Source organism: Pseudomonas sp. 31 R 17, from assembly GCF_900004915.1.
Taxonomy (GTDB): Bacteria; Pseudomonadota; Gammaproteobacteria; order Pseudomonadales; family Pseudomonadaceae; genus Aquipseudomonas; species Aquipseudomonas orientalis_A.
Genome location: NZ_CVTN01000061.1, coordinates 1 through 17840, shown reverse-complemented (window position 1 = coordinate 17840; position 17840 = coordinate 1). Strand labels below are relative to the sequence as shown.

The following is a 17840-nucleotide window of genomic DNA, read 5'->3' as shown; positions in this document are numbered from 1 at the left end:
GAGCGTTTTGCTTACTTTTGCGCTTTTCAAAAGTGAGCCGCTGTAAAAGCGGAACCATTAGCAGCCGTTACCTAAATAATGGATATGTACTCGGCTGATCCAAGATACTGGCTGGCCCTGAGGCCGCCATCGGGGGCAAGCCCCCTCCCACATTTGGACCGAGGTGCGCCAGATGGATACCCGTCGGTTGCGAGGCCGCCATCGGGGGTAAGCCCCCTTCCACATGGGTACCAAGCCATTCAGCTCTACAACACACTCCCCATGGCCTTGATCAATACCGGATCGCGCGCGTAGATATCCGGCGCGTACACCAGACTTCCCTGGCGATCCACTTCCACTGTCCAATACCCCAGCAGCACCGGTACCGGCGTGGCCAGCCTGAATTCATGGGTGACGCCGGTGGCCAGCAGCTCGTCGGTGCGCGTACGTTCGGCCGGGGTCACCAGCAGGTCGCGCAACAGCAGCGGTTGTTCGACCCGCACGCACCCCGAGCTGAACGCCCGTGGCCCCTTGGTAAACAATGGCTGGCTCGGCGTGTCATGCAGGTACACCGAATACGGGTTGGGAAAACGCATCACGATCTTGCCCAACGGGTTGCGCGGCCCCGCCTCCTGGCGCAGCAGGATATTGCCGGGACGCGCCCAATCCACTTGATCCGGCGTCAGCGGGTGACCTTCGGCGTCAAGCACTTGCAGGTTCTGCTGGCGCAGGTATTCCGGATTGAGGCGGATGGCCGGCAGCTTGTCCTCGCGCATGATGGTGGGCGGGATGGTCCATGTCGGGTTGAGGGTCAGCCGCGTAATGCGCGATTTGAGCAGCGGTGTCTGGCGCTCGGCGCGCCCCACTTGCAGGCGGGTCTGCCACACGGGAATGCCGCTCTGGTACACGCTCAGTTGCGCGGCCGCGACGTTGACCACCACGCCTTCGGGCTCCAGGTCCCGGGCCAGCCAGCGGAACCGCTCGAGGTTGATGCGCAACTGGTCGCGGCGCATCGCCGGGCTGATATTGAGTTCAGCCACGGTGCCGGCGCCGATCACACCGTCGGCCTGCAGGGAATGGCTGAGCTGGAAGGCTTTGACCGCAGCGACCAGCTCGGGGCCGTACTGCCGGGCGCTGCCCTTGGGTTCAGAGGTCAGGTAACCGCCGCGGTAGAGGCGCCGCGCCAGTTCCGGCACCCGTGGGTCTTCCATGCCCGGACGCAACAGCGGCCCACTGCCCACCGCCTCCCACTGCGGCAACGGCTGCTGGCGCGCACTGGAATAAGCGTTGCGCAGGCTGCGATACAAATCCGCGCTGGGCCGCGCCTGATCGAACGCCTGGGCCATGTCCTGCAAGCCGGTGGCGGCGAAGGCCAGCACGGCGGTGCCTGGGTCGTCGGCCGGCGGCTGGGCATGCCAGAGCGGTTCGAAGCGCGATTGCTGCAGGCGCCCGAAGTGCAAATCCTGCAGGGCCTGGAGGTACTGCTGGCTGATCGCAATATCGCTGCACAGCACATTGGTCGTGGCATCTGCAGCGGGCAGGCTATAGTGGCTGGGGTCCAGGCCATCGTCGGCGAGCATCAGCAACTGGTCGTGCAAGGCCTGCCGACGCTCTTCGGAAGACCACTGCGGCACGTCGCCCTGCTGCTGGTAAAAGGCTTGCAGGCGCAATTGCGCACTGGCGTCGATACGCGGCGCGAGCTGCGGGCAGACACTGGGCAACTGCGCCAGGGCCTGTTGCAGCGGCGCCAGGTCGACCGGTGCTGGAGTCGTGACCGGCAACGGTTCCAGCGGCAGCGCTTCGGCTGTGGCGACCAGTGGTGTAACGAGCAGGCAAATGCTCAAGTAACATGCGTGTTTTTTGAACAATTGACTTAGCTCCACTCCACAGCGGGGACTCGCTTGTAGATGCTGACTTTTATGCGCCGGCTCGGGTTAACCACCCTGGGCCTGATCACGGCGAGCCTGGCGTTCCCGAGCGCTGTTGCGCTCGCCGCCAATGGCTCCCCTGCTTCTTTGTATAGCAGCCTGGCGCGCTCGGCTCCAGAACTCAATCCCATCGTATTGAAAAGCGCCCTGAGCGCGGTGCAGTGCGCGGTCAATAACGGCGAGGAACGCTCCGATCGCCTGGCCGTGATTGACTACTCCCAACCGTCTACCGCCCGTCGCCTGTGGATTTTCGACCTGCGTAAAAAGACCCTGGTACTGCGCGACCTGGTGGCCCACGGCGCCAAGTCCGGCGAAAACTTCGCCACCGAATTTTCCAATCTCGAAGGCAGTCATCAGTCCAGCCTGGGCCTGTTCCGCACCCAGGAAAGTTACCTTGGCACCCACGGCTACTCGCTGCGCATGGACGGCCTGGAGCCTGGCTTCAATGACCTGGCCCGCGACCGCGCCATTGTGATTCATGCCGCCGACTACGTCAGCCCGCTATGGAGCAAGCGCGAAGGCCGTATCGGCCGCAGCCAGGGCTGCCCGGCGGTGCGCCCGCAAGTCGCGCGCCAAGTGGTGGACAAGCTCAAGGACGGACAATTCATGTTTTCGTGGTACCCCGACCAGCGCTGGTTGAAGTCTTCGACCTATCTCAATTGCAAACCCCAACAGGTGGCCAGTAGTCGTACAATCCGCGGCGGATAGCCTGTCCCACAGATAAAAGAGAGCGTCGCATGCTTCTACACACGTCCACCTGGATCGAGATCGGGCAGTTTCTGCAGCGCAGCCGCACGGTGATCATCCCCATCGGCTCCAACGAGCAACACGGCCCCACCGGCCTGCTGGGCACCGACTGGATGTGCCCGGAGATCATCGCCGTCGAGGCGCAGAAGCAGGCTGATATCCTGGTCGGCCCGACGTTCAACATCGGCATGGCCCAACATCATCTGGGCTTTCCCGGCACCATCTCGCTGCGCCCTTCGACCTTTATCGCCGCGATCGGCGACTGGGTGCGCTCGCTGGCCGGGCATGGTTTCGACAAGATCCTGTTCCTCAACGGCCACGGCGGCAATATCGCCACCATCGAAGCGGCGTTTTCCGAACTCTACGCCGAAGCCAGCTTTGCCCGCCGCCCGGCCGGGTTCGCCCTCAAGCTGGTCAACTGGTGGGACCTGGAAGGCGTCACCGACCTGGCGCAGCGCCAATTCCCGGTGGGCCATGGCAGCCACGCCACGCCGTCGGAGATTGCCGTGACGCAATGGGCCTATCCGGACTCGATCAAGTCGGCCGAGTACTCGCCGCGAATCGCCAACACCGGCCCGATCCGCGAAGCGCTGGACTTTCGCGCACGCTTCCCCGACGGGCGCATGGGCTCGGACCCGGCATTGGCGACGGTGGAGAAAGGCGGTGAACTGGTGGCGTTGGCGGCGCAGGGCCTGGTCAAGACCGTGAATGCCTTCAGCAATGAGTCAAAACCCTGAGTCGAACACTATCCAAATGTGGGAGGGGGCTTGCCCCCGATAGCAGTGTGTCAGTAACAAATAAGCTGACTGACCCACCGCTATCGGGGGCAAGCCCCCTCCCACATTTGAGCTGCATTTATCCTGGGCCCGGGGTTACTGGCAATCCTGCGCAGCCTGCTCGAGCCGTGACGCCTTGATCGCCGACGCCAGCGGTTTGCGCTCGTACAGGAACACCTTGGTGCCATCCTGGGATTTATAGGCTTCGAGCACATCATCGGCCGCGATCTTGCTGGTCAACAGCACCTTGGCGTGGCGCGAGTTCTGCGTCACGGTCGAGGTGATGCCGTGCTTTTCAAGCTTGGGCAGTACGCATTGCACATAGCCTTCAGGGGTTTTAGCGGTGTGCAGGGTCAGCGATGGGGCATTCGGCGCCGTGATGCAACCGGTCAGCGCCAGGGCAGAAAGAGCCAGGGCCGGGGCGAAAAAAGCGTGCATAAACATTCCTGAAAAATAACAAAATAGGTGCCTGTCGATCCGCGTATCAACCGGCGCGGCACTCTGCGGTGCAAACGTGTCATGCACCTGTACAACACTGCACGGAGTTTACGCCAGCGGCGGGTGACAGCAAATGGCCCGTACGCAGCTCATTGGCAACGGCCGGGTTGGTCAGCACGGCGGTGCCGAACATCAGGGTGATCAAAACCAGCTGGATCAGAGTCCTCATCGCGCATTTCCTTGAGCCGCGTTTCAATGAGCGGATTTTGCGCTTTTGCCGTAAAAACAGAACTTGTGATCCTTGATGGTGACTATTATTTGAACCGATAGTGTCAGGTAGCCCAACCCATAAAACCTATAAGGACCATGCCATGAAGCGTCACCAGAAAACCTTCGACCGCATCCGCGAAGCCGTATTGCCGGAGTTTCGCGAGCGCGTCGCCGATTACCTGGTCGAGTATGAAGACGTGCTGTTGAGTGACACCAGCGTTGCCGCCGCGCAATCGGCCAGTGCCCAGCAACTGCGTGGCTACCTGCGCGGTTTGAACACCACGCGCGTGCTGGGTATGGCCGATTGGGAAGACCTGGACCGACGCGTCGCGCAAATGAACGACAGCCCTACACCCCAGGGCGTGGCTGGTTGAGCCATTCCTGCACCGATGGCCTTTGCCACTGACGCCGGGCGTAAGCCACCAGTGGCGCCGGCACGGCGTCGCCGTTGAGGATCAGGCGATTGAGCATCACCGCCAGGTCCACGTCGACAATTGACCATGTGCCGAACAGGTAGTCCGGGTCAGCCTTCAGTAATTCCTGCGCCACATTGATCAACTTGCCCGCAGCAGCCTCGGCCAATGGCGACAGCGGCGGCATCTTCTGCCCGCAGAACACCACCAGGGTCGAGCGTTCCTGGCGAATCGGCAGCAAATCACTGCGCAACCACGCCTGCACCTGCCGTGCCCTCGCCCGCTGCTGCGGGCCCACCGGATAACCGCGGGTCTCGGGATAGGCTTCGTCCAGGTACTCAGTAATCGCCGAAGACTCCGACAGCGAGAACTCGCCCTCCTCCAGCGTCGGCACCCGCTGGGTCAAAGACAATCGCGCGTAGCCCGCCGCCTGCTGCTGGCCGGCCTCCAGGTCCAGGGGCACGGTCTCGAATGCCAGACCCTTTTCCCGCAGGGCGACGAATACCGACATCGCATAGGGGCTGACGAACAGCGAATCAACGTAGAGGCGCAGCGGACGGTGGCTCATGGGCGATCTCCTTGAAATGAGGCTTCACGCTACGAGATGCGCGGTGATAAAGACAATGCGGCGTTTTTATGGGGCCATTCCTCGCGGGAATAGTGCAGCTTGATCACTTAACCCGCGAATCCGCCGGCGTCGAGGAAGTCTCGTTCTTCATCGGTGGTCTCTCTGGCCAACACCGCATTGCGATGGGGAAAGCGCCCAAACCGCTGGATAATCCGCGCATGCTCCCTGGCCCAGTGAGAGGTGTTGGCGTCCAGAGGCTGATTAAGTGCGATGGAGCGTTGCTGATCCTGCGGATCTTCCGAATGCTCAAACGGCAAATAACAAAACGCGCGCAGTTCGGGTTCGATCAGTTGATCCAATCCTGCGTCCACCATGCATCGCGCATACAGGCGCGCCAGCGGGTCGGTGGCGAACATATGCGCCGTGCCACGAAAAGCGTTGCGCGGATACTGGTCCAGCAGGATCAGCAAGGCCAGCGCACCGTGGGGCGTGTCCAGCCAATCCTCCAGCTCGCGCCGGGCCGCCTGCAAATGGGTGGCGTGGAAGGTCTCGCGAAAGCTCGCGTCGAATTCGTCGTCCTTGGCAAACCAACGCTTTGGGCCCGCCTGTTTCCAGAAGTCGATCACGGCCTCGGCCGATTGGACGTTCCTGTGTGTCATCAATGCCTCCGATACGCTCGTTTAAACAGCGCGGCAATGCGCCAATAATGTTATATGATAACGCCTCTTTTTTTCCCAGCCTTGTGAACTGCCCCATGACCGATGCTGTTGCGCTACGCCAACGCCTGCTTTCCATCGACGCCCTGCGGGGCCTGGTGATCCTGTTCATGTTGCTCGACCACACACGCGAAACGTTCCTGCTGCACCGCCAGGTCGGCGACCCGATGAACATCGACACCACCGAGCCCGCGCTGTTTTTCAGCCGCACCCTCGCCCATCTTTGCGCGCCTGTGTTCGTGTTGCTCACCGGTATGTCAGCCTGGCTGTACGGCCAGAAATACCAGGGTCGGCGCGCGGTGTCGGCATTTTTGTTCAAGCGTGGGCTGTTTCTGGTGGTATTGGAGGTCACGCTGGTGCACTTCGCCTGGACCTTCCAGTGGCCACCGGGCCTGCTTTATCTGCAGGTTATCTGGGCGATCGGGGTGAGCATGATCGCCCTCGCCGCGCTGGTATGGTTGCCGCGCTCGCTGCTGATTACTTTGGCGCTGGTATTGATTGCCGGGCATAACCTGCTCGACGGTGTGCATTTCATCCCCGGCTCGGCCGCGCAGGTGGCGTGGTCGATCCTGCATGAGCGCAGTTTTATCGAGGTGTCCGACACCCTGCGCATTCGTGTGACGTACCCGGTACTGCCATGGATCGGCGTGATTGCCCTGGGCTACGGCCTCGGTCCGTGGTTTTCGACGACCGTGCTACCCGCCGTGCGCCAGCGTTATTTGCTGCTCGCAGGCGTTGGCGCACTGCTGGGGTTTGTGCTGTTGCGGGCGCTCAACGGATATGGCGACAAGCCTTGGCAGGCCTATGACAGCGGCGTGCAGAGCGTGATGAGCTTCTTCAACGTCACCAAGTATCCACCTTCGTTGTTGTTCCTGGCGCTGACGCTGGGCAGCGGCCTGCTGTTGCTGCTGGCGTTCGAACGTGCCGGGCACAAGCGCTGGATCAGCATGCTGGCGGTATTTGGCGCGGCGCCGATGTTCTTTTATCTGCTGCACCTGTATGTGCTCAAACTGATTCATGTCGCGTGTGTCGCGTTGTTTGGGCTCAATCACGGCAATTATTTCGGTTTCGACAGCGTCGGCGCCGTGTGGGCGGTGGCGTTGGTGCTGCCATTGGCGCTGTATGTGCCGGTGCGATGGTTCGCCGCACTCAAGGCGCGGCGCAGGGATATCACCTGGCTTAAATATTTCTGAGTACGCGGGCGAGCGCTCAGGGTCGTTCGAACTGATGGCGCAGTGCTTCGATACGTTCTCGGCAGATGCAGCCCTCCAGGTGATCATTGACCATCCCCAGCGCCTGCATCAGCGCATACATCGTGGTCGGGCCGACAAAGGTCCAACCGCGTTTCTTGAGCGCCCTGGACAAGCGCACCGAAGCCGGCGAGGTCGGGTTGGCGTTCCAGTACGCCATGTCCACCACCGCCGGGCGCTCCTGCGGGCCGGGCTCGAAAGACCATACCCAGCGCGCCAGCGAACCGCTTTCACTCACCAGTTCGCAGGCGCGGCGGGCATTGTTGATCGTGGACACAATCTTCGCCCGGTTGCGCACGATACCCGGGTCGCCCATCAAGCGTTCGATATCCGCCTCGCCATACTGCGCCACCTTGCGAAAATCAAAGCCGTCGAACGCCCGCCGAAACTGCTCGCGCTTGCGCAAGATGGTGATCCACGCCATCCCGGCCTGAAAACCTTCCAGGCAGATCTTCTCGTACAGCAGGACGTCATCCGCCACCGGCACGCCCCACTCATGGTCGTGGTAATGCAGGTATTGCGGCGCGGCGTTACGCCAGGCGCAGCAGGTGCGCCCGGCTTCATCCGTTGTCAGGCCTGATTGTTCCATCCATCACCTCGTGTACCGAGCGCGGATGATACGCAAAAAAATTTCCACGGCGTCAACCGCTCAAGCACCGTGCTTACCGACTCACTGGTCAGACCGGGCCCCAGCGGCCACCGAATATTTACTTGTAGTTTGAAAAAAACCGGGCGTAGACTGGCCGCGCACTGGACTTACCGGTAAGACCACAACAATTAAGCCCTGGAACCACCAGGGCACCGAATAGAGATCCCTCCCATGCTCAGATGGTGCTCGCGTTCGATTTTTCTGCAAGTCGTGATTGGCCTGATGCTAGGCGTCATTTGCGGCCTGGCCCTTCCCGAATTCTCCTCGCAACTCAAACCCCTGGGTGACGGCTTTATCAAGCTGATCAAAATGCTGATCGGCCTGATTGTATTCTGCGTCGTGGTCAGCGGCATTTCCGGCGCCGGCGACTTGAAGAAAGTCGGGCGCATTGGCTTGAAGTCAGTGATCTATTTCGAAGTGCTGACCACCGTCGCCCTGGTGCTCGGCCTGATCATGGCCTTCAGCACCGGCATCGGCAGCGGCGCCAACATTCATCTTGAGCAGCTTTCGTCCGCCGGCTTGAATGAACTGGCCGACAAGGGCCAGCACATCAAGGGCACCAGCCAGTTCCTGATGGACCTGATCCCCAACTCGGTGATCGGTGCCTTCGCTGACAACAACGTGCTGCAGGTGCTGTTGTTCTCGGTGCTGTTCGGCAGTGCGCTGAACCTGGTGGGTGAAGCGGCTTCCGGAATCTCGCGGCTGATCAACGAGCTGAGCCATGTGATCTTCCGCATCATGGGCATGATTGTGCGCCTGGCGCCAATCGGCGTATTCGGCGCGATCGCGTTCACCACCAGCACCTATGGCCTGGACTCCCTGCAACACCTGGGCAGCCTGGTGGGCCTGTTCTATCTGACCTGCCTGGCCTTCGTCGGGCTGATCCTCGGCCTGGTGATGCGCTTGTCGGGCCTGCGCATGCTGCCGCTGCTCAAGTACCTGCGCGAAGAACTGCTGATCGTGATGGGCACGGCGTCGTCCGACGCGGTGCTGCCGCAGATCATGCGCAAGCTGGAGCACCTGGGGATTGGCAGCTCCACCGTGGGCCTGGTGATTCCTACCGGCTACTCGTTCAACCTCGACGGTTTCTCGATCTACCTGACCCTGGCCATCGTCTTTATCGCCAACGCGACCGGCACCCCGCTGTCGATGACCGACCTGCTCACGATCCTGCTGGTCTCCTTGATCACCTCCAAAGGCGCCCACGGTATTCCGGGTTCGGCCCTGGTGATTCTGGCGGCCACGCTCACGGCCATCCCGGCGATTCCGGTAGTCGGCCTGGTGCTGGTACTCGCGGTGGACTGGTTCATGGGCATTGGCCGTGCCTTGACCAACCTGATCGGCAACTGCGTCGCCACCGTGGCCATCGCCCGCTGGGAAAAAGACATCGATATCCAGCGCGCCAACAAGGTACTCGACGGCCAGCAAGGCTATGCCTTCCAGACCAAGAAACCGGTATTGCCGGCGCATCAGGAGTTCTGACCCGCTTTCAGGCACAACACAAATCCAATGTGGGAGGGGGCTTGCCCCTCCCACATTGGTTCATCACAAGATTGACTGCCGTATTCGCAACATCAAGGAGACATCGACGTGATCAGCACCTCAACCGTCGTCAATTCAGTCGTAGAAAAACTGCGCGCCGCCCTCGCACGCGGGCAATGGCGGCGTGGTGAAATGCTGCCCGGCCAGCGTGAACTGGCCGAGCAGATGGGCATCAGCCGCCCGAGCCTGCGCGAAGCGGTGATCGTGCTGGAAACCCTTGGCCTGGTGCGCTCCATGCCCGGCAAGGGCGTGGTGGTGCTGGAAACCAGCGTCAGCGAGCCACAGTCGAGCGACGCCGTGGCCGATGCCAGCCTCGAAGACATCCTGCAACTGCGCTATACCCTGGAACCCTTCATCGTCGGCCTGGTTGCCCAATCCATCAGCAGCAAGGAAATCGGCCAACTGCGCCTGACCCTGATGGACATGCGCGAAGCCCTGGATGCGGGCGACGCCGAGGCAGGCATGAACGCCTACATCGAATTTCACGAAGAACTGTTCGCCCTGACCTCCAACCCGATCTTCCAGAACGTGGTGCAGCAAACCAGCACGGCGCTCAAGCAAAGCGCCCAGGTGTTGCGCAATTCCCCGGAGCACCTGGCTGAACGCCTGCAGGAAAACGAAGCCGTGGTGCGCGCCATCCGCAACAAGAACAGCGCCCTGGCCAGTGCCGAAATGCGTCGGCACATCCTGCAGGAAGGCTTGCGCATGGGCATTCGCCTGAACATCCCGGATGACCATCTGGGCAGCTGAATAATTGGAGACAGGCCATGAACGTCCACGCCCTGCAACGCGACCCCCTGCCCTGCCTGCGCCGGGTGCCGGGCAAGAAGCCCTCGGCAGATGAGATCTATCCACGGCTGTTCGACGCCATTCTCGAGCAACGCATAGCCCCCGCCAGCCGCTTCACCGAAGAAAGCCTGGGGGAGCGCTTTGGCGTGAGCCGCAGCGTGATCCGCCGCGTCCTGGCCAAGTTGTCACAACAGCAAGTGATCATCCTGCGCCCCAACCAGCGGGCCCAGGTGGCGGCGCCGGACGCCCAGCAAACCCGGCAGATTCTCGAAGCCCGGCGCATGACCGAAATGACCGTGGTGCAATTGGCCTGCGCCCGGGCGACAGCGGCACAGGTACGCCAGTTACGCGAGTTGATCGCCCGCGAACGTGACTGCATCGAACGCGACCAGCGCGGGCCGGCGATCCGGTTGTCCGGTGAATTCCATTTACAACTGGCCGCTATCGCCGGGAACGGGCCATTGGCGCAGTTCCTCAATAGCCTGGTGCCGTTGACCTCGCTGGTCATTGCCCAGTACGAACGTCGAACCCGCACCTGTTGTGCGTGGCAGGAGCATGTGGCGATTGTGGATGCGCTGGCGCAGCGCGACTCGGGCACCGCCGTAGCGCTGATGACGCAGCACCTGGACCACCTGGAAACACAGCTCCTGAAAAACCACTGATCCGACCTGCATAACGATCAACCTGTGGGAGCGCACCGCCTCTCACAGGCAAGGTAGCCAGCCGCAGCGCGTCAAGTAATTAGCACCTTGGCCCCACACGCTCTGCATAACCTGTGTCTCGCACAATTTCAGTGCTTATCACAGGTACGAACCATGCCCATCGAATCACAAACCCGAACCTCACTGTTCAACCTGCTCACGCAGTTGAAAGAGCAGTCCGCGGCACTCCCGGCCGAGGTCAACACAGCCTTGACTGAACTCAATGCAACAGCCAAGCAGATCGGGCTTGGCCTTTACGCACTGGGTAGTTATGACAAGGCGAGGTTTCATCTGACCATCGCCGGCGCCGCAGGCGACGTGGAATCGCAATACGCCATCGCCACCTGCGAAACGCGCCTGGACGGCGGCTTTCGCCTTGTCAGCGAGGCGACCGCCAAATGGCTGCGACTGGCGGCCGCTCAAGACCATATTCCAGCATTGCTGCGCTTGGGCGACAGCGAATCCCTGGCCAGAGCCAGGACGCTGGCAACCACACCACCCCTTGCCGATACGCCCTCGGCACAGCGTTATCTGTATACGCTGACCAACGACGTGCAGTGGCTGAAAAAAGCCGCTGATCAAGGCGACATCGCAGCGATGTACGAATTGAAAGACGCCTACGCCAAACGACCGGAACTGATACCCAATCGTCTGGAACGCCAGGCACTGATCGTGGAACTGACTCAACGAGCGGCCGACAAAGATTATCCCAGGGCGGTGTACGAGCTGGCCTTTACTACCGACGAAGCGGTCAGTGTTGAGGAAAAACAAAAAAGGATTATCCAACTGGCAATGATGGGCCAGCTCGATGGGCTGCTGGAGTACGCGTATGCGCTGGCAGGCTTGTCGCAGGATAAGAATCGGGTACACCGCACCTACGGACTTGAACGTAATCTGCCCAAGGCCTGTGCGTTGTTGAAGCTGGTCCTGACCAAGGTAGATGGCGCATTGCCCCTGCCATCGGTCGAAGACGATTATCAGGCCATCAAGCATCAAATGCAGGACACCGCCGAAAGCGACATCATCCTGGCGCAACTGCGGGGAACCATTACGCGGGTATTCCAGGTGCTCGAACCGCTGGTCATTCTAGGCTGGTGACACCGATATCCGGGGAGGAGCGTGCCCCCCACGGATAAAAAAGGCCCCGTATCCTGCGATACGGGGCCTCTTCATTACCGCTCGATCACGCCGGCTGCAACACCGACTGACCGCTCAACGCCAGGTCCAGCAACTCACGGTTGGCCACCGCGTACATGGCGTAGTCCGTGCCGACCGCAGCACGGATTTCCACCATCATGGCGCGCCAGCGATCCGCCATGTCCTGATGCTGCTCAAGCCACAGGGCCACGCGGGCTTCCATGTCCTGCGGCGCGTCGGCCATTTGCAGGACCGAAATGGTGATCGCCCGTTGCTGCCAGTCCACGTCGTCGCGGAAGGCTTCGCGGGCCTGGGCCTGCCAGTTGTTGCCCACCGGCAGGTCGCTGATCTGCTGCAGGTACCACGGCAGGTCCAGGGCGCTGCCGACGGCGAAGTAGGCCTTGGCCACTTCGGCGGCGTCATGCCCGGTCACGTCGGCGGCTTCGATGATCGGCAGCAGGGTGTACAGGTGGGTAGTGCCTGCAACCATGCGCGCCAACAACTCCGGTACGCCGGCCTGGGTGTAGGCCTGGTAACGGTTCTGCCAGCCTTCACGGGTCGGGCCTTCGAGCAGTTCATCGAGCTTGAGACCCAGCGCCGCCAGGTGCGGACCGAAGTGCGCGGTGTCACGCCCGGCGTCCTGTTCGTTGCGACGGCTGCGCAGGAACCAGCGCGTGGCGCGACGGCCAAGGCGCATCAGTTCGTCCATCAGCTCCAGTTGCACGTCGGCCGAAACCTGGTGGTCCAGGGCTTCGATCTGACGGAACCAGTGCGGGAGATGGAAGATGTCCCGCACAATCACATAGGCGCCGGCCACGTTCGCCGGGCTCATGCCGGTCGACTCTTTGAGTCGCTGCACGAAGGTGATGCCCATGTGGTTGACCAGGTCGTTGGCGATCTGGGTGCTGACGATCTCGCGCTTGAGGCGGTGACGGCGCATGGCCTCGGAGAACTTGGCCACCAGGCTCGGCGGGAACGCGGTCTCCATGTCACGGGTCAGGTACTCGTCATCCGGCACCTGGGACTTGAGCAACGCTTCCTTGAGGTCGATCTTGCTGTAGGAGATCAATACCGACAGCTCCGGACGCGTCAGGCCCTTGCCCGTCGAGGCGCGCTCGACCAGTTGTTCCTCGGTCGGCAGGTACTCGATGGCGCGGTCCAGCTTGCCACGGCCTTCCAGGTCGCTCATCAGGCGCTTGTACTCGGCGGCGCGTTCGTAAGCCTTGCGCGCGGCCAGGGACAGGGCCTGGGTCTGCTTGTAGTTGTTGCCCAGCACCAGGTTGCCGACTTCGTCGGTCATGCTCGCCAGCAACTGGTTGCGCTGCTTGTCGGTCATGTCACCGGCCTGCACCACTTCGTTGAGCAGGATCTTGATGTTCACTTCGTGGTCGGAGCAGTCTACGCCACCGGCGTTGTCGATGAAGTCGGTGTTGGAACCGCCGCCATTGAGGCCGAACTCGACACGGCCCAGTTGGGTCATGCCCAGGTTACCGCCCTCGCCCACCACTTTGCAGCGCAGCTCGTTGCCGTTGACGCGCAGCGCGTCGTTGGCCTTGTCGCCCACATCGGCGTGGCTCTCGGTGCTGGCCTTAACGTAGGTACCGATACCGCCGTTCCACAACAGGTCCACCGGTGCCTTGAGCAAGGCGTTGAGCAGTTCGGTCGGGGTCAGCTTGTCGGCCTGGATGTCGAAGCGTTCTTTCATCTGCGCCGAGATGGCAATGCTCTTGGCACTGCGCGAGAAGATCCCGCCGCCTTCGGACATGATGCTGGTGTCGTAGTCGGTCCAGGCCGAACGCGGCAGCTCGAACAGGCGCTGGCGCTCGACGAAGCTGGTGGCCGGGTTCGGGTTCGGGTCGATGAAGATGTGCAGGTGGTTGAAGGCCGCGACCAGTTGCAGCTTGTCGGACATCAGCAAGCCGTTACCGAACACGTCGCCGGCCATGTCGCCGACGCCCACCACGGTGATGCTGTCTTCCTGCACATTGATGCCGCGCTCACGGAAGTGACGCTGCACACCGACCCACGCGCCCTTGGCGGTGATGCCCATTTTCTTGTGGTCGTAACCGGCCGAACCACCGGAGGCGAACGCATCGCCCAGCCAGAAGCCGTAGTCGATGGCGATGCCGTTGGCGATATCGGAGAAGGTCGCAGTGCCCTTGTCCGCCGCCACCACCAGGTACGGGTCATCGTTGTCATGACGCACGACGTTGGCCGGCGGCACCAGGGCGCCGTCCTTCAGGTTGTCGGTAATGTCCAGCAGGCCGGAAATGAAGATGCGGTAGCAGGCGATACCCTCGGCCGCGATCTCGTCACGGCTGCCGCCCAATGGCAGGCGACGCGGCAGGAAGCCGCCCTTGGCGCCCACCGGAACGATCACCGAGTTCTTCACCTGCTGGGCTTTTACCAGGCCGAGCACTTCGGTACGGAAGTCTTCTTCACGGTCGGACCAGCGCAGGCCGCCACGGGCCACGTTGCCAAAGCGCAGGTGCACGCCTTCGACGCGTGGCGAGTAGACGAATATCTCGAACTTCGGCACCGGCTTGGGCAGCTCGGGGATCGCATGCGGGTTGAACTTGAAGCTGAAGTACGACTTGTTCTGGCCGTTGGCGTCGGTCTGGTAGAAGTTGGTGCGCAGGGTCGCCTTGATCAGGTCCAGGTAGCGACGCAGGATGCGGTCTTCGTTGAGCACCTGGACATCGTCCAGGGCGGCGAGGATCGCTTGTTCCAGGCGTTGCTGCTTGTCTTCCAGGTCGTCGGCGGTGAGCTTGCGCGCCAGGTAGAAGCGGGTCTTGAACAACCGGGTCAACTCGCGGGCGATGTCGGTGTGGTTGTTCAGGGTGCTGGCGATGTAGCCGAGGTCGAAGCCCAGGCGGATCTGCTTGAGGTAACGGGCGTAAGCGCGCAGCAGCGCCACGTCACGCCATGGCAGGCCGGCGGTGAGTACCAGGCGGTTGAACGCATCGTTCTCGGCATCGCCGTGCACGATGTGCACGAAGGCATCCTGCAGGGTGTCGTTGAGCTGCGAGATATCCAGGTTCACGCCTTCGGCGGCGATGAACGCGAAATCATGGATCCAGAACTCGCGGCCATTGGCATGGCGCAGGCGGTACGGGAATTCGCCCAGCACGCGCAGGCCCAGGTTCTCCAGGATCGGCAGCACGTCGGACAGCGCCAGCGGGGTGTCGGCGTGGTAGAGCTTGCAATGCAGCTCACGCTGGCCGGAGACCTGGCCCAGCGGCTGATAGAAGCTCATCACCAGCGGGTTGGCTTCGGTCAGGCTGTTGAGGTGCTGCATGTCGACCACGGCCGAATGCGCGGCGAAACGCTCGCGGTAACCGGCCGGGAAGCCTTTGGGGAAATCCGCCAGCACGTTGGTGCCGTGGGCTTCGCCGAAGCTTTCCACCACCAGGCTGGCGTAGTCGTCCTGCCAGCTGCGGCAGGCCTGTACCACTTCCTTTTCCAGTTGCAGCGGGTCGATGTCCAGGCGGTTCTTCGGGTCGACCCGCAGAATCAGTTGTACGCGGGCCAGCACGGACTCGGAGAAGAAGGTCCAGAACTCGCAGTCCGAGGCTTTCAGGCGATCCATCAGCACTTGCTGGATTTTCTGGCGCACTTCGGTGGAATAGATGTCGCGTGGCACGTAGGCCAGGCAGTAGCAGAAACGCCCGTACGGGTCTTTGCGCAGGAACACGCGGATCTTGTTGCGTTCCTGGATCTGCACGATCGACATCACCGTGCTGAACAGCTCATCGACCGGGGTCTGGAACAGGTCGTCACGGGGCAGCACTTCAACCACCTGGGCCAGTTCCTTGCCCAGGTGCGCCTTGGCCTGGAAGCCCGAGCGGCGCTCGATTTCCGCGACCTTGCGGCGGATGTAAGGAATCACCCGCACGCTTTCGCCATACACCGAGGAGGTGTACAGGCCCATGAAGCGGTGTTCCTTGATGACCTTGCCGTCGGCGCTGATTTCGCGGATCGACACATAGTCCGGATACGCCGGGCGGTGTACGCGGCTCGGGTGGGCAGCCTTGGCGAACGACAACACGGTCGGTTCGCGCAGATAGGCGACGGCGTAGTCTTCGATGCGCAGGTCTTCGGCGGTGAGGCCGGCGCGCAGCAACTTGGTCAGACCGAGGAAGGAGTCGGCGTCATATTCGATATGACCGCCGTCCGCCTCGTCACGTACCACGAACTCTTCATAGCCCAGGAACGTGAAGTGGTTGCCCACCAGCCACTCGAGGAAATTCTTGATCTCGGCTTTTTCTTCGCCGTCGATAGCGAACGCGCTGGCGTCGATACCGGCCAGCAGGTCCTGGACCTTGGCTTTCATCGGTTCGAAATCGGCCACGGCCACGCGCACTTCGCCCAGCACCTGCTCGAGCTCTTTGCTCAGCACGTTCAGCTCGGCGGCGTTGGCGCAGCGGTCGATTTCCAGGTACATCAGCGATTCTTGCAGGATGCCTTCGCCCTGGGTGCCCTTGGGCAGCACTTCCAGCAGTTCGCCCTTGCTGCCACGGCGCACACTGAGCACGGTGGTTTGCAGGGTGTGGATGCTGTAGCCGCGGCGGTTGAGCTCGGTACGCACCGAGTCGACCAGGAATGGCAGGTCATGGTGCAGCACTTCGACCGCAGTGTGGGTCGATTGCCAGCCATGACGTTCGTAATCGGGGTTGTAGACCCGCACTTGCGGTTGGGTGTGATCGAAGCGCTCAAGCAGGCGCCAGGCAGACAGGGTGCAACCGGCCAGGTCGGAAAGGCGACGCTGGGTCAGTTCGTCCAGGGAAATGATGCCGAAGAATTGCTCAGCGAACAGCGCCACTTGTGGCAGTGCCTGTTCACTGATGTGCTGCGCCAGTGCCGCTTGCAGTTGGTGCTGGAAGTCGGCCTTGCTGGCTGCGGTGAAGAACGCCATCTGTGGTACTCCGCTTGGGCTTGTTATTGATGGAAGCGTCGCGTGTTATCCCCCTGCGGGGAGACCGTCAGCTCTGTTCGTCGGTCACGATAAACGATTCAGAGTGACAGGTGGGTGAAGCTGGACAAGACAGTCAGGTCACATACAACTTCCACCGGATGCGCACCTTGCCGGGTGACGGTACGACGGGCAGGTCAGGCGCCTGGCACGGAGCACATCCGTTGCGCAGCTTAACGAGTGTGGGAAGCGCGCTGCTTGCGGTGCTGCGACATATTCGGTCATCGGCAAGCAGGTGTGGGGTTGCAACTTGGGCAACCGGGTTTTTTCGGGTAAAAAACCACCTGCTTTCAAGCCCGCGAGTGCCAGAAGTGACCGACACTGCTCGTCAGGTCATGCCCCTCAGTCTGACACATCGCGCAGCATAAAATTCGCCGCAATGGCACAATCACTCGGCGCAAACGCCCCTCCTCCACACAGGATTCCCCATGCTGCAGCTGAAAACCGACGCCCTGATGGCCACCCCGTGCGACGACGAAGAAGACAACATGGCCATGCTCTGCTGCCACGGCAAGAACGGCGAGATGTTCATGCTCAGCCGTTACCCGGACGAAGACGACGTGGAGTTGACCTGGGATTATGAGCCATCGACGCTGGCCGGGCTCAAGGTAACGCTGAGCGACACCACTCTGTCGGTAGAACTGGCCGCCGGTGATGCCGATGCGCTGGGGGGCAAGGACCACCTTGAGATTACTCATGCCACGGCCGCATCCGACCTGGCCGAGGTCGAACAGACCCTGCAGAACATCCTCAAAGGCACCGGCACCTTCACCCGGATTTAAGCTGCACCGAAGGAGGGCGCTTGCCCTGATACTGTAGGAGCGAGCTTGCTCGCGAAAAACTCACAGGCACCGCGTTCATTCAGGAAACGCGCGTTATCGTTGACGTTTTTCGCGAGCAAGCTCGCTCCTACAGAGGGCGGTGTACGCTTAACTGACTGGCATAGGTACCCACACCACTCCACG

Annotated in this window: 16 protein-coding genes; 9 read left to right on the top strand and 7 right to left on the bottom strand. The window is 61.7% G+C overall.

Going from position 1 to position 17840, the window contains the following annotated elements; all coding sequences use genetic code 11:
- Positions 1 to 245: 245 nt before the first annotated feature.
- Positions 246 to 1847, bottom strand: coding sequence for a L,D-transpeptidase family protein (locus BFP89_RS09360; RefSeq protein ID WP_065885213.1), 1602 nt, complete (start codon positions 1845 to 1847; stop codon positions 246 to 248).
- 39 nt (positions 1848 to 1886) lie between these two features.
- On the opposite strand from BFP89_RS09360, the gene BFP89_RS09355 reads away from it, so the two are divergent.
- Together BFP89_RS09355 and BFP89_RS09350 are read left to right on the top strand one after the other, a co-directional pair.
- On the top strand, positions 1887 to 2615 hold the full coding sequence (locus BFP89_RS09355; RefSeq protein ID WP_065885212.1) for a murein L,D-transpeptidase catalytic domain family protein: 729 nt from the start codon (positions 1887 to 1889) through the stop codon (positions 2613 to 2615).
- Positions 2616 to 2644: 29 nt separating this feature from the next.
- Positions 2645 to 3391: a creatininase family protein gene (locus BFP89_RS09350; protein ID WP_065885211.1), complete on the top strand. Its 747-nt coding sequence runs from the start codon at positions 2645 to 2647 to the stop codon at positions 3389 to 3391.
- Positions 3392 to 3526: 135 nt separating this feature from the next.
- Here BFP89_RS09350 and BFP89_RS09345 read toward each other — a convergent pair whose 3' ends face one another.
- Positions 3527 to 3868 carry a hypothetical protein gene (locus BFP89_RS09345; RefSeq protein ID WP_065885210.1) on the bottom strand — a complete coding sequence of 114 codons (342 nt, stop codon included), beginning with the start codon at positions 3866 to 3868 and terminating at the stop codon, positions 3527 to 3529.
- Between the two features lie 79 nt (positions 3869 to 3947).
- Positions 3948 to 4097, bottom strand: coding sequence for a hypothetical protein (locus BFP89_RS28905; RefSeq protein WP_176718405.1), 150 nt, complete (start codon positions 4095 to 4097; stop codon positions 3948 to 3950).
- A 142-nt stretch (positions 4098 to 4239) separates the two neighbouring features.
- On the opposite strand from BFP89_RS28905, the gene BFP89_RS09340 reads away from it, so the two are divergent.
- Positions 4240 to 4512: a hypothetical protein gene (locus BFP89_RS09340; RefSeq protein WP_065885209.1), complete on the top strand. Its 273-nt coding sequence runs from the start codon at positions 4240 to 4242 to the stop codon at positions 4510 to 4512.
- Here BFP89_RS09340 and yfcF read toward each other — a convergent pair.
- Entirely contained in the window at positions 4487 to 5119 is a 633-nt protein-coding gene (gene yfcF / locus BFP89_RS09335; protein WP_065885208.1) for a glutathione transferase, read from the bottom strand. The genes BFP89_RS09340 and yfcF overlap by 26 nt on opposite strands.
- Before the next feature lie 107 nt (positions 5120 to 5226).
- Positions 5227 to 5778, bottom strand: coding sequence for a DUF924 family protein (locus BFP89_RS09330; RefSeq protein ID WP_065885207.1), 552 nt, complete (start codon positions 5776 to 5778; stop codon positions 5227 to 5229).
- Between the two features lie 95 nt (positions 5779 to 5873).
- Between BFP89_RS09330 and BFP89_RS09325 the strand changes: the two genes are divergently transcribed.
- Positions 5874 to 7028, top strand: a complete 1155-nt coding sequence (locus tag BFP89_RS09325; RefSeq protein ID WP_065885206.1) for a DUF1624 domain-containing protein — start codon at positions 5874 to 5876, stop codon at positions 7026 to 7028.
- 16 nt (positions 7029 to 7044) lie between these two features.
- Here BFP89_RS09325 and BFP89_RS09320 read toward each other — a convergent pair whose 3' ends face one another.
- Entirely contained in the window at positions 7045 to 7674 is a 630-nt protein-coding gene (locus BFP89_RS09320; RefSeq protein ID WP_065885205.1) for a DNA-3-methyladenine glycosylase I, read from the bottom strand.
- 216 nt (positions 7675 to 7890) lie between these two features.
- Here BFP89_RS09320 and BFP89_RS09315 point away from each other — a divergent pair, with 216 nt between their 5' ends.
- The 4 genes from BFP89_RS09315 (at position 7891) to BFP89_RS09300 (ending at position 11864) form a co-directional block, all read left to right on the top strand.
- The gene (locus BFP89_RS09315) at positions 7891 to 9216 is read left to right on the top strand and encodes a C4-dicarboxylate transporter DctA (protein WP_170827551.1); all 1326 of its coding nucleotides are present in this window, start codon (positions 7891 to 7893) and stop codon (positions 9214 to 9216) included.
- A gap of 108 nt (positions 9217 to 9324) precedes the next feature.
- Positions 9325 to 10026: a FadR/GntR family transcriptional regulator gene (locus BFP89_RS09310; protein WP_065885203.1), complete on the top strand. Its 702-nt coding sequence runs from the start codon at positions 9325 to 9327 to the stop codon at positions 10024 to 10026.
- A 17-nt stretch (positions 10027 to 10043) separates the two neighbouring features.
- Entirely contained in the window at positions 10044 to 10727 is a 684-nt protein-coding gene (locus tag BFP89_RS09305) for a GntR family transcriptional regulator (RefSeq protein WP_065885202.1), read from the top strand.
- A gap of 153 nt (positions 10728 to 10880) precedes the next feature.
- Positions 10881 to 11864 carry a sel1 repeat family protein gene (locus BFP89_RS09300; RefSeq protein WP_065885201.1) on the top strand — a complete coding sequence of 328 codons (984 nt, stop codon included), beginning with the start codon at positions 10881 to 10883 and terminating at the stop codon, positions 11862 to 11864.
- Between the two features lie 85 nt (positions 11865 to 11949).
- On the opposite strand, the gene BFP89_RS09295 is transcribed toward BFP89_RS09300, so the two are convergent.
- Positions 11950 to 16818 (bottom strand): NAD-glutamate dehydrogenase, encoded by a 4869-nt coding sequence (locus tag BFP89_RS09295; protein WP_065885200.1) that lies wholly within the window; start codon positions 16816 to 16818, stop codon positions 11950 to 11952.
- A gap of 485 nt (positions 16819 to 17303) precedes the next feature.
- Here BFP89_RS09295 and BFP89_RS09290 point away from each other — a divergent pair, with 485 nt between their 5' ends.
- A complete protein-coding gene (locus tag BFP89_RS09290) occupies positions 17304 to 17657 on the top strand; it encodes a hypothetical protein (protein WP_065885199.1) in 354 nt (117 codons plus the stop codon).
- The last annotated feature ends 183 nt before the right edge of the window (positions 17658 to 17840 follow it).

Excerpts from the sequence above, each read along its gene's own strand:
- BFP89_RS09355 (WP_065885212.1), top strand. The coding sequence starts at position 1,887 with ATGCTGACTTTTATGCGCCGGCTCGGGTTAACCACCCTGGGCCTGATC.
- BFP89_RS09350 (WP_065885211.1), top strand. The coding sequence starts at position 2,645 with ATGCTTCTACACACGTCCACCTGGATCGAGATCGGGCAGTTTCTGCAG.
- BFP89_RS09345 (WP_065885210.1), bottom strand. The coding sequence starts at position 3,868 with ATGCACGCTTTTTTCGCCCCGGCCCTGGCTCTTTCTGCCCTGGCGCTG.
- BFP89_RS28905 (WP_176718405.1), bottom strand. The coding sequence starts at position 4,097 with ATGAGGACTCTGATCCAGCTGGTTTTGATCACCCTGATGTTCGGCACC.
- BFP89_RS09340 (WP_065885209.1), top strand. The coding sequence starts at position 4,240 with ATGAAGCGTCACCAGAAAACCTTCGACCGCATCCGCGAAGCCGTATTG.
- yfcF (WP_065885208.1), bottom strand. The coding sequence starts at position 5,119 with ATGAGCCACCGTCCGCTGCGCCTCTACGTTGATTCGCTGTTCGTCAGC.
- BFP89_RS09330 (WP_065885207.1), bottom strand. The coding sequence starts at position 5,778 with ATGACACACAGGAACGTCCAATCGGCCGAGGCCGTGATCGACTTCTGG.
- BFP89_RS09325 (WP_065885206.1), top strand. The coding sequence starts at position 5,874 with ATGACCGATGCTGTTGCGCTACGCCAACGCCTGCTTTCCATCGACGCC.
- BFP89_RS09320 (WP_065885205.1), bottom strand. The coding sequence starts at position 7,674 with ATGGAACAATCAGGCCTGACAACGGATGAAGCCGGGCGCACCTGCTGC.
- BFP89_RS09305 (WP_065885202.1), top strand. The coding sequence starts at position 10,044 with ATGAACGTCCACGCCCTGCAACGCGACCCCCTGCCCTGCCTGCGCCGG.
- BFP89_RS09300 (WP_065885201.1), top strand. The coding sequence starts at position 10,881 with ATGCCCATCGAATCACAAACCCGAACCTCACTGTTCAACCTGCTCACG.
- BFP89_RS09295 (WP_065885200.1), bottom strand. The coding sequence starts at position 16,818 with ATGGCGTTCTTCACCGCAGCCAGCAAGGCCGACTTCCAGCACCAACTG.
- BFP89_RS09290 (WP_065885199.1), top strand. The coding sequence starts at position 17,304 with ATGCTGCAGCTGAAAACCGACGCCCTGATGGCCACCCCGTGCGACGAC.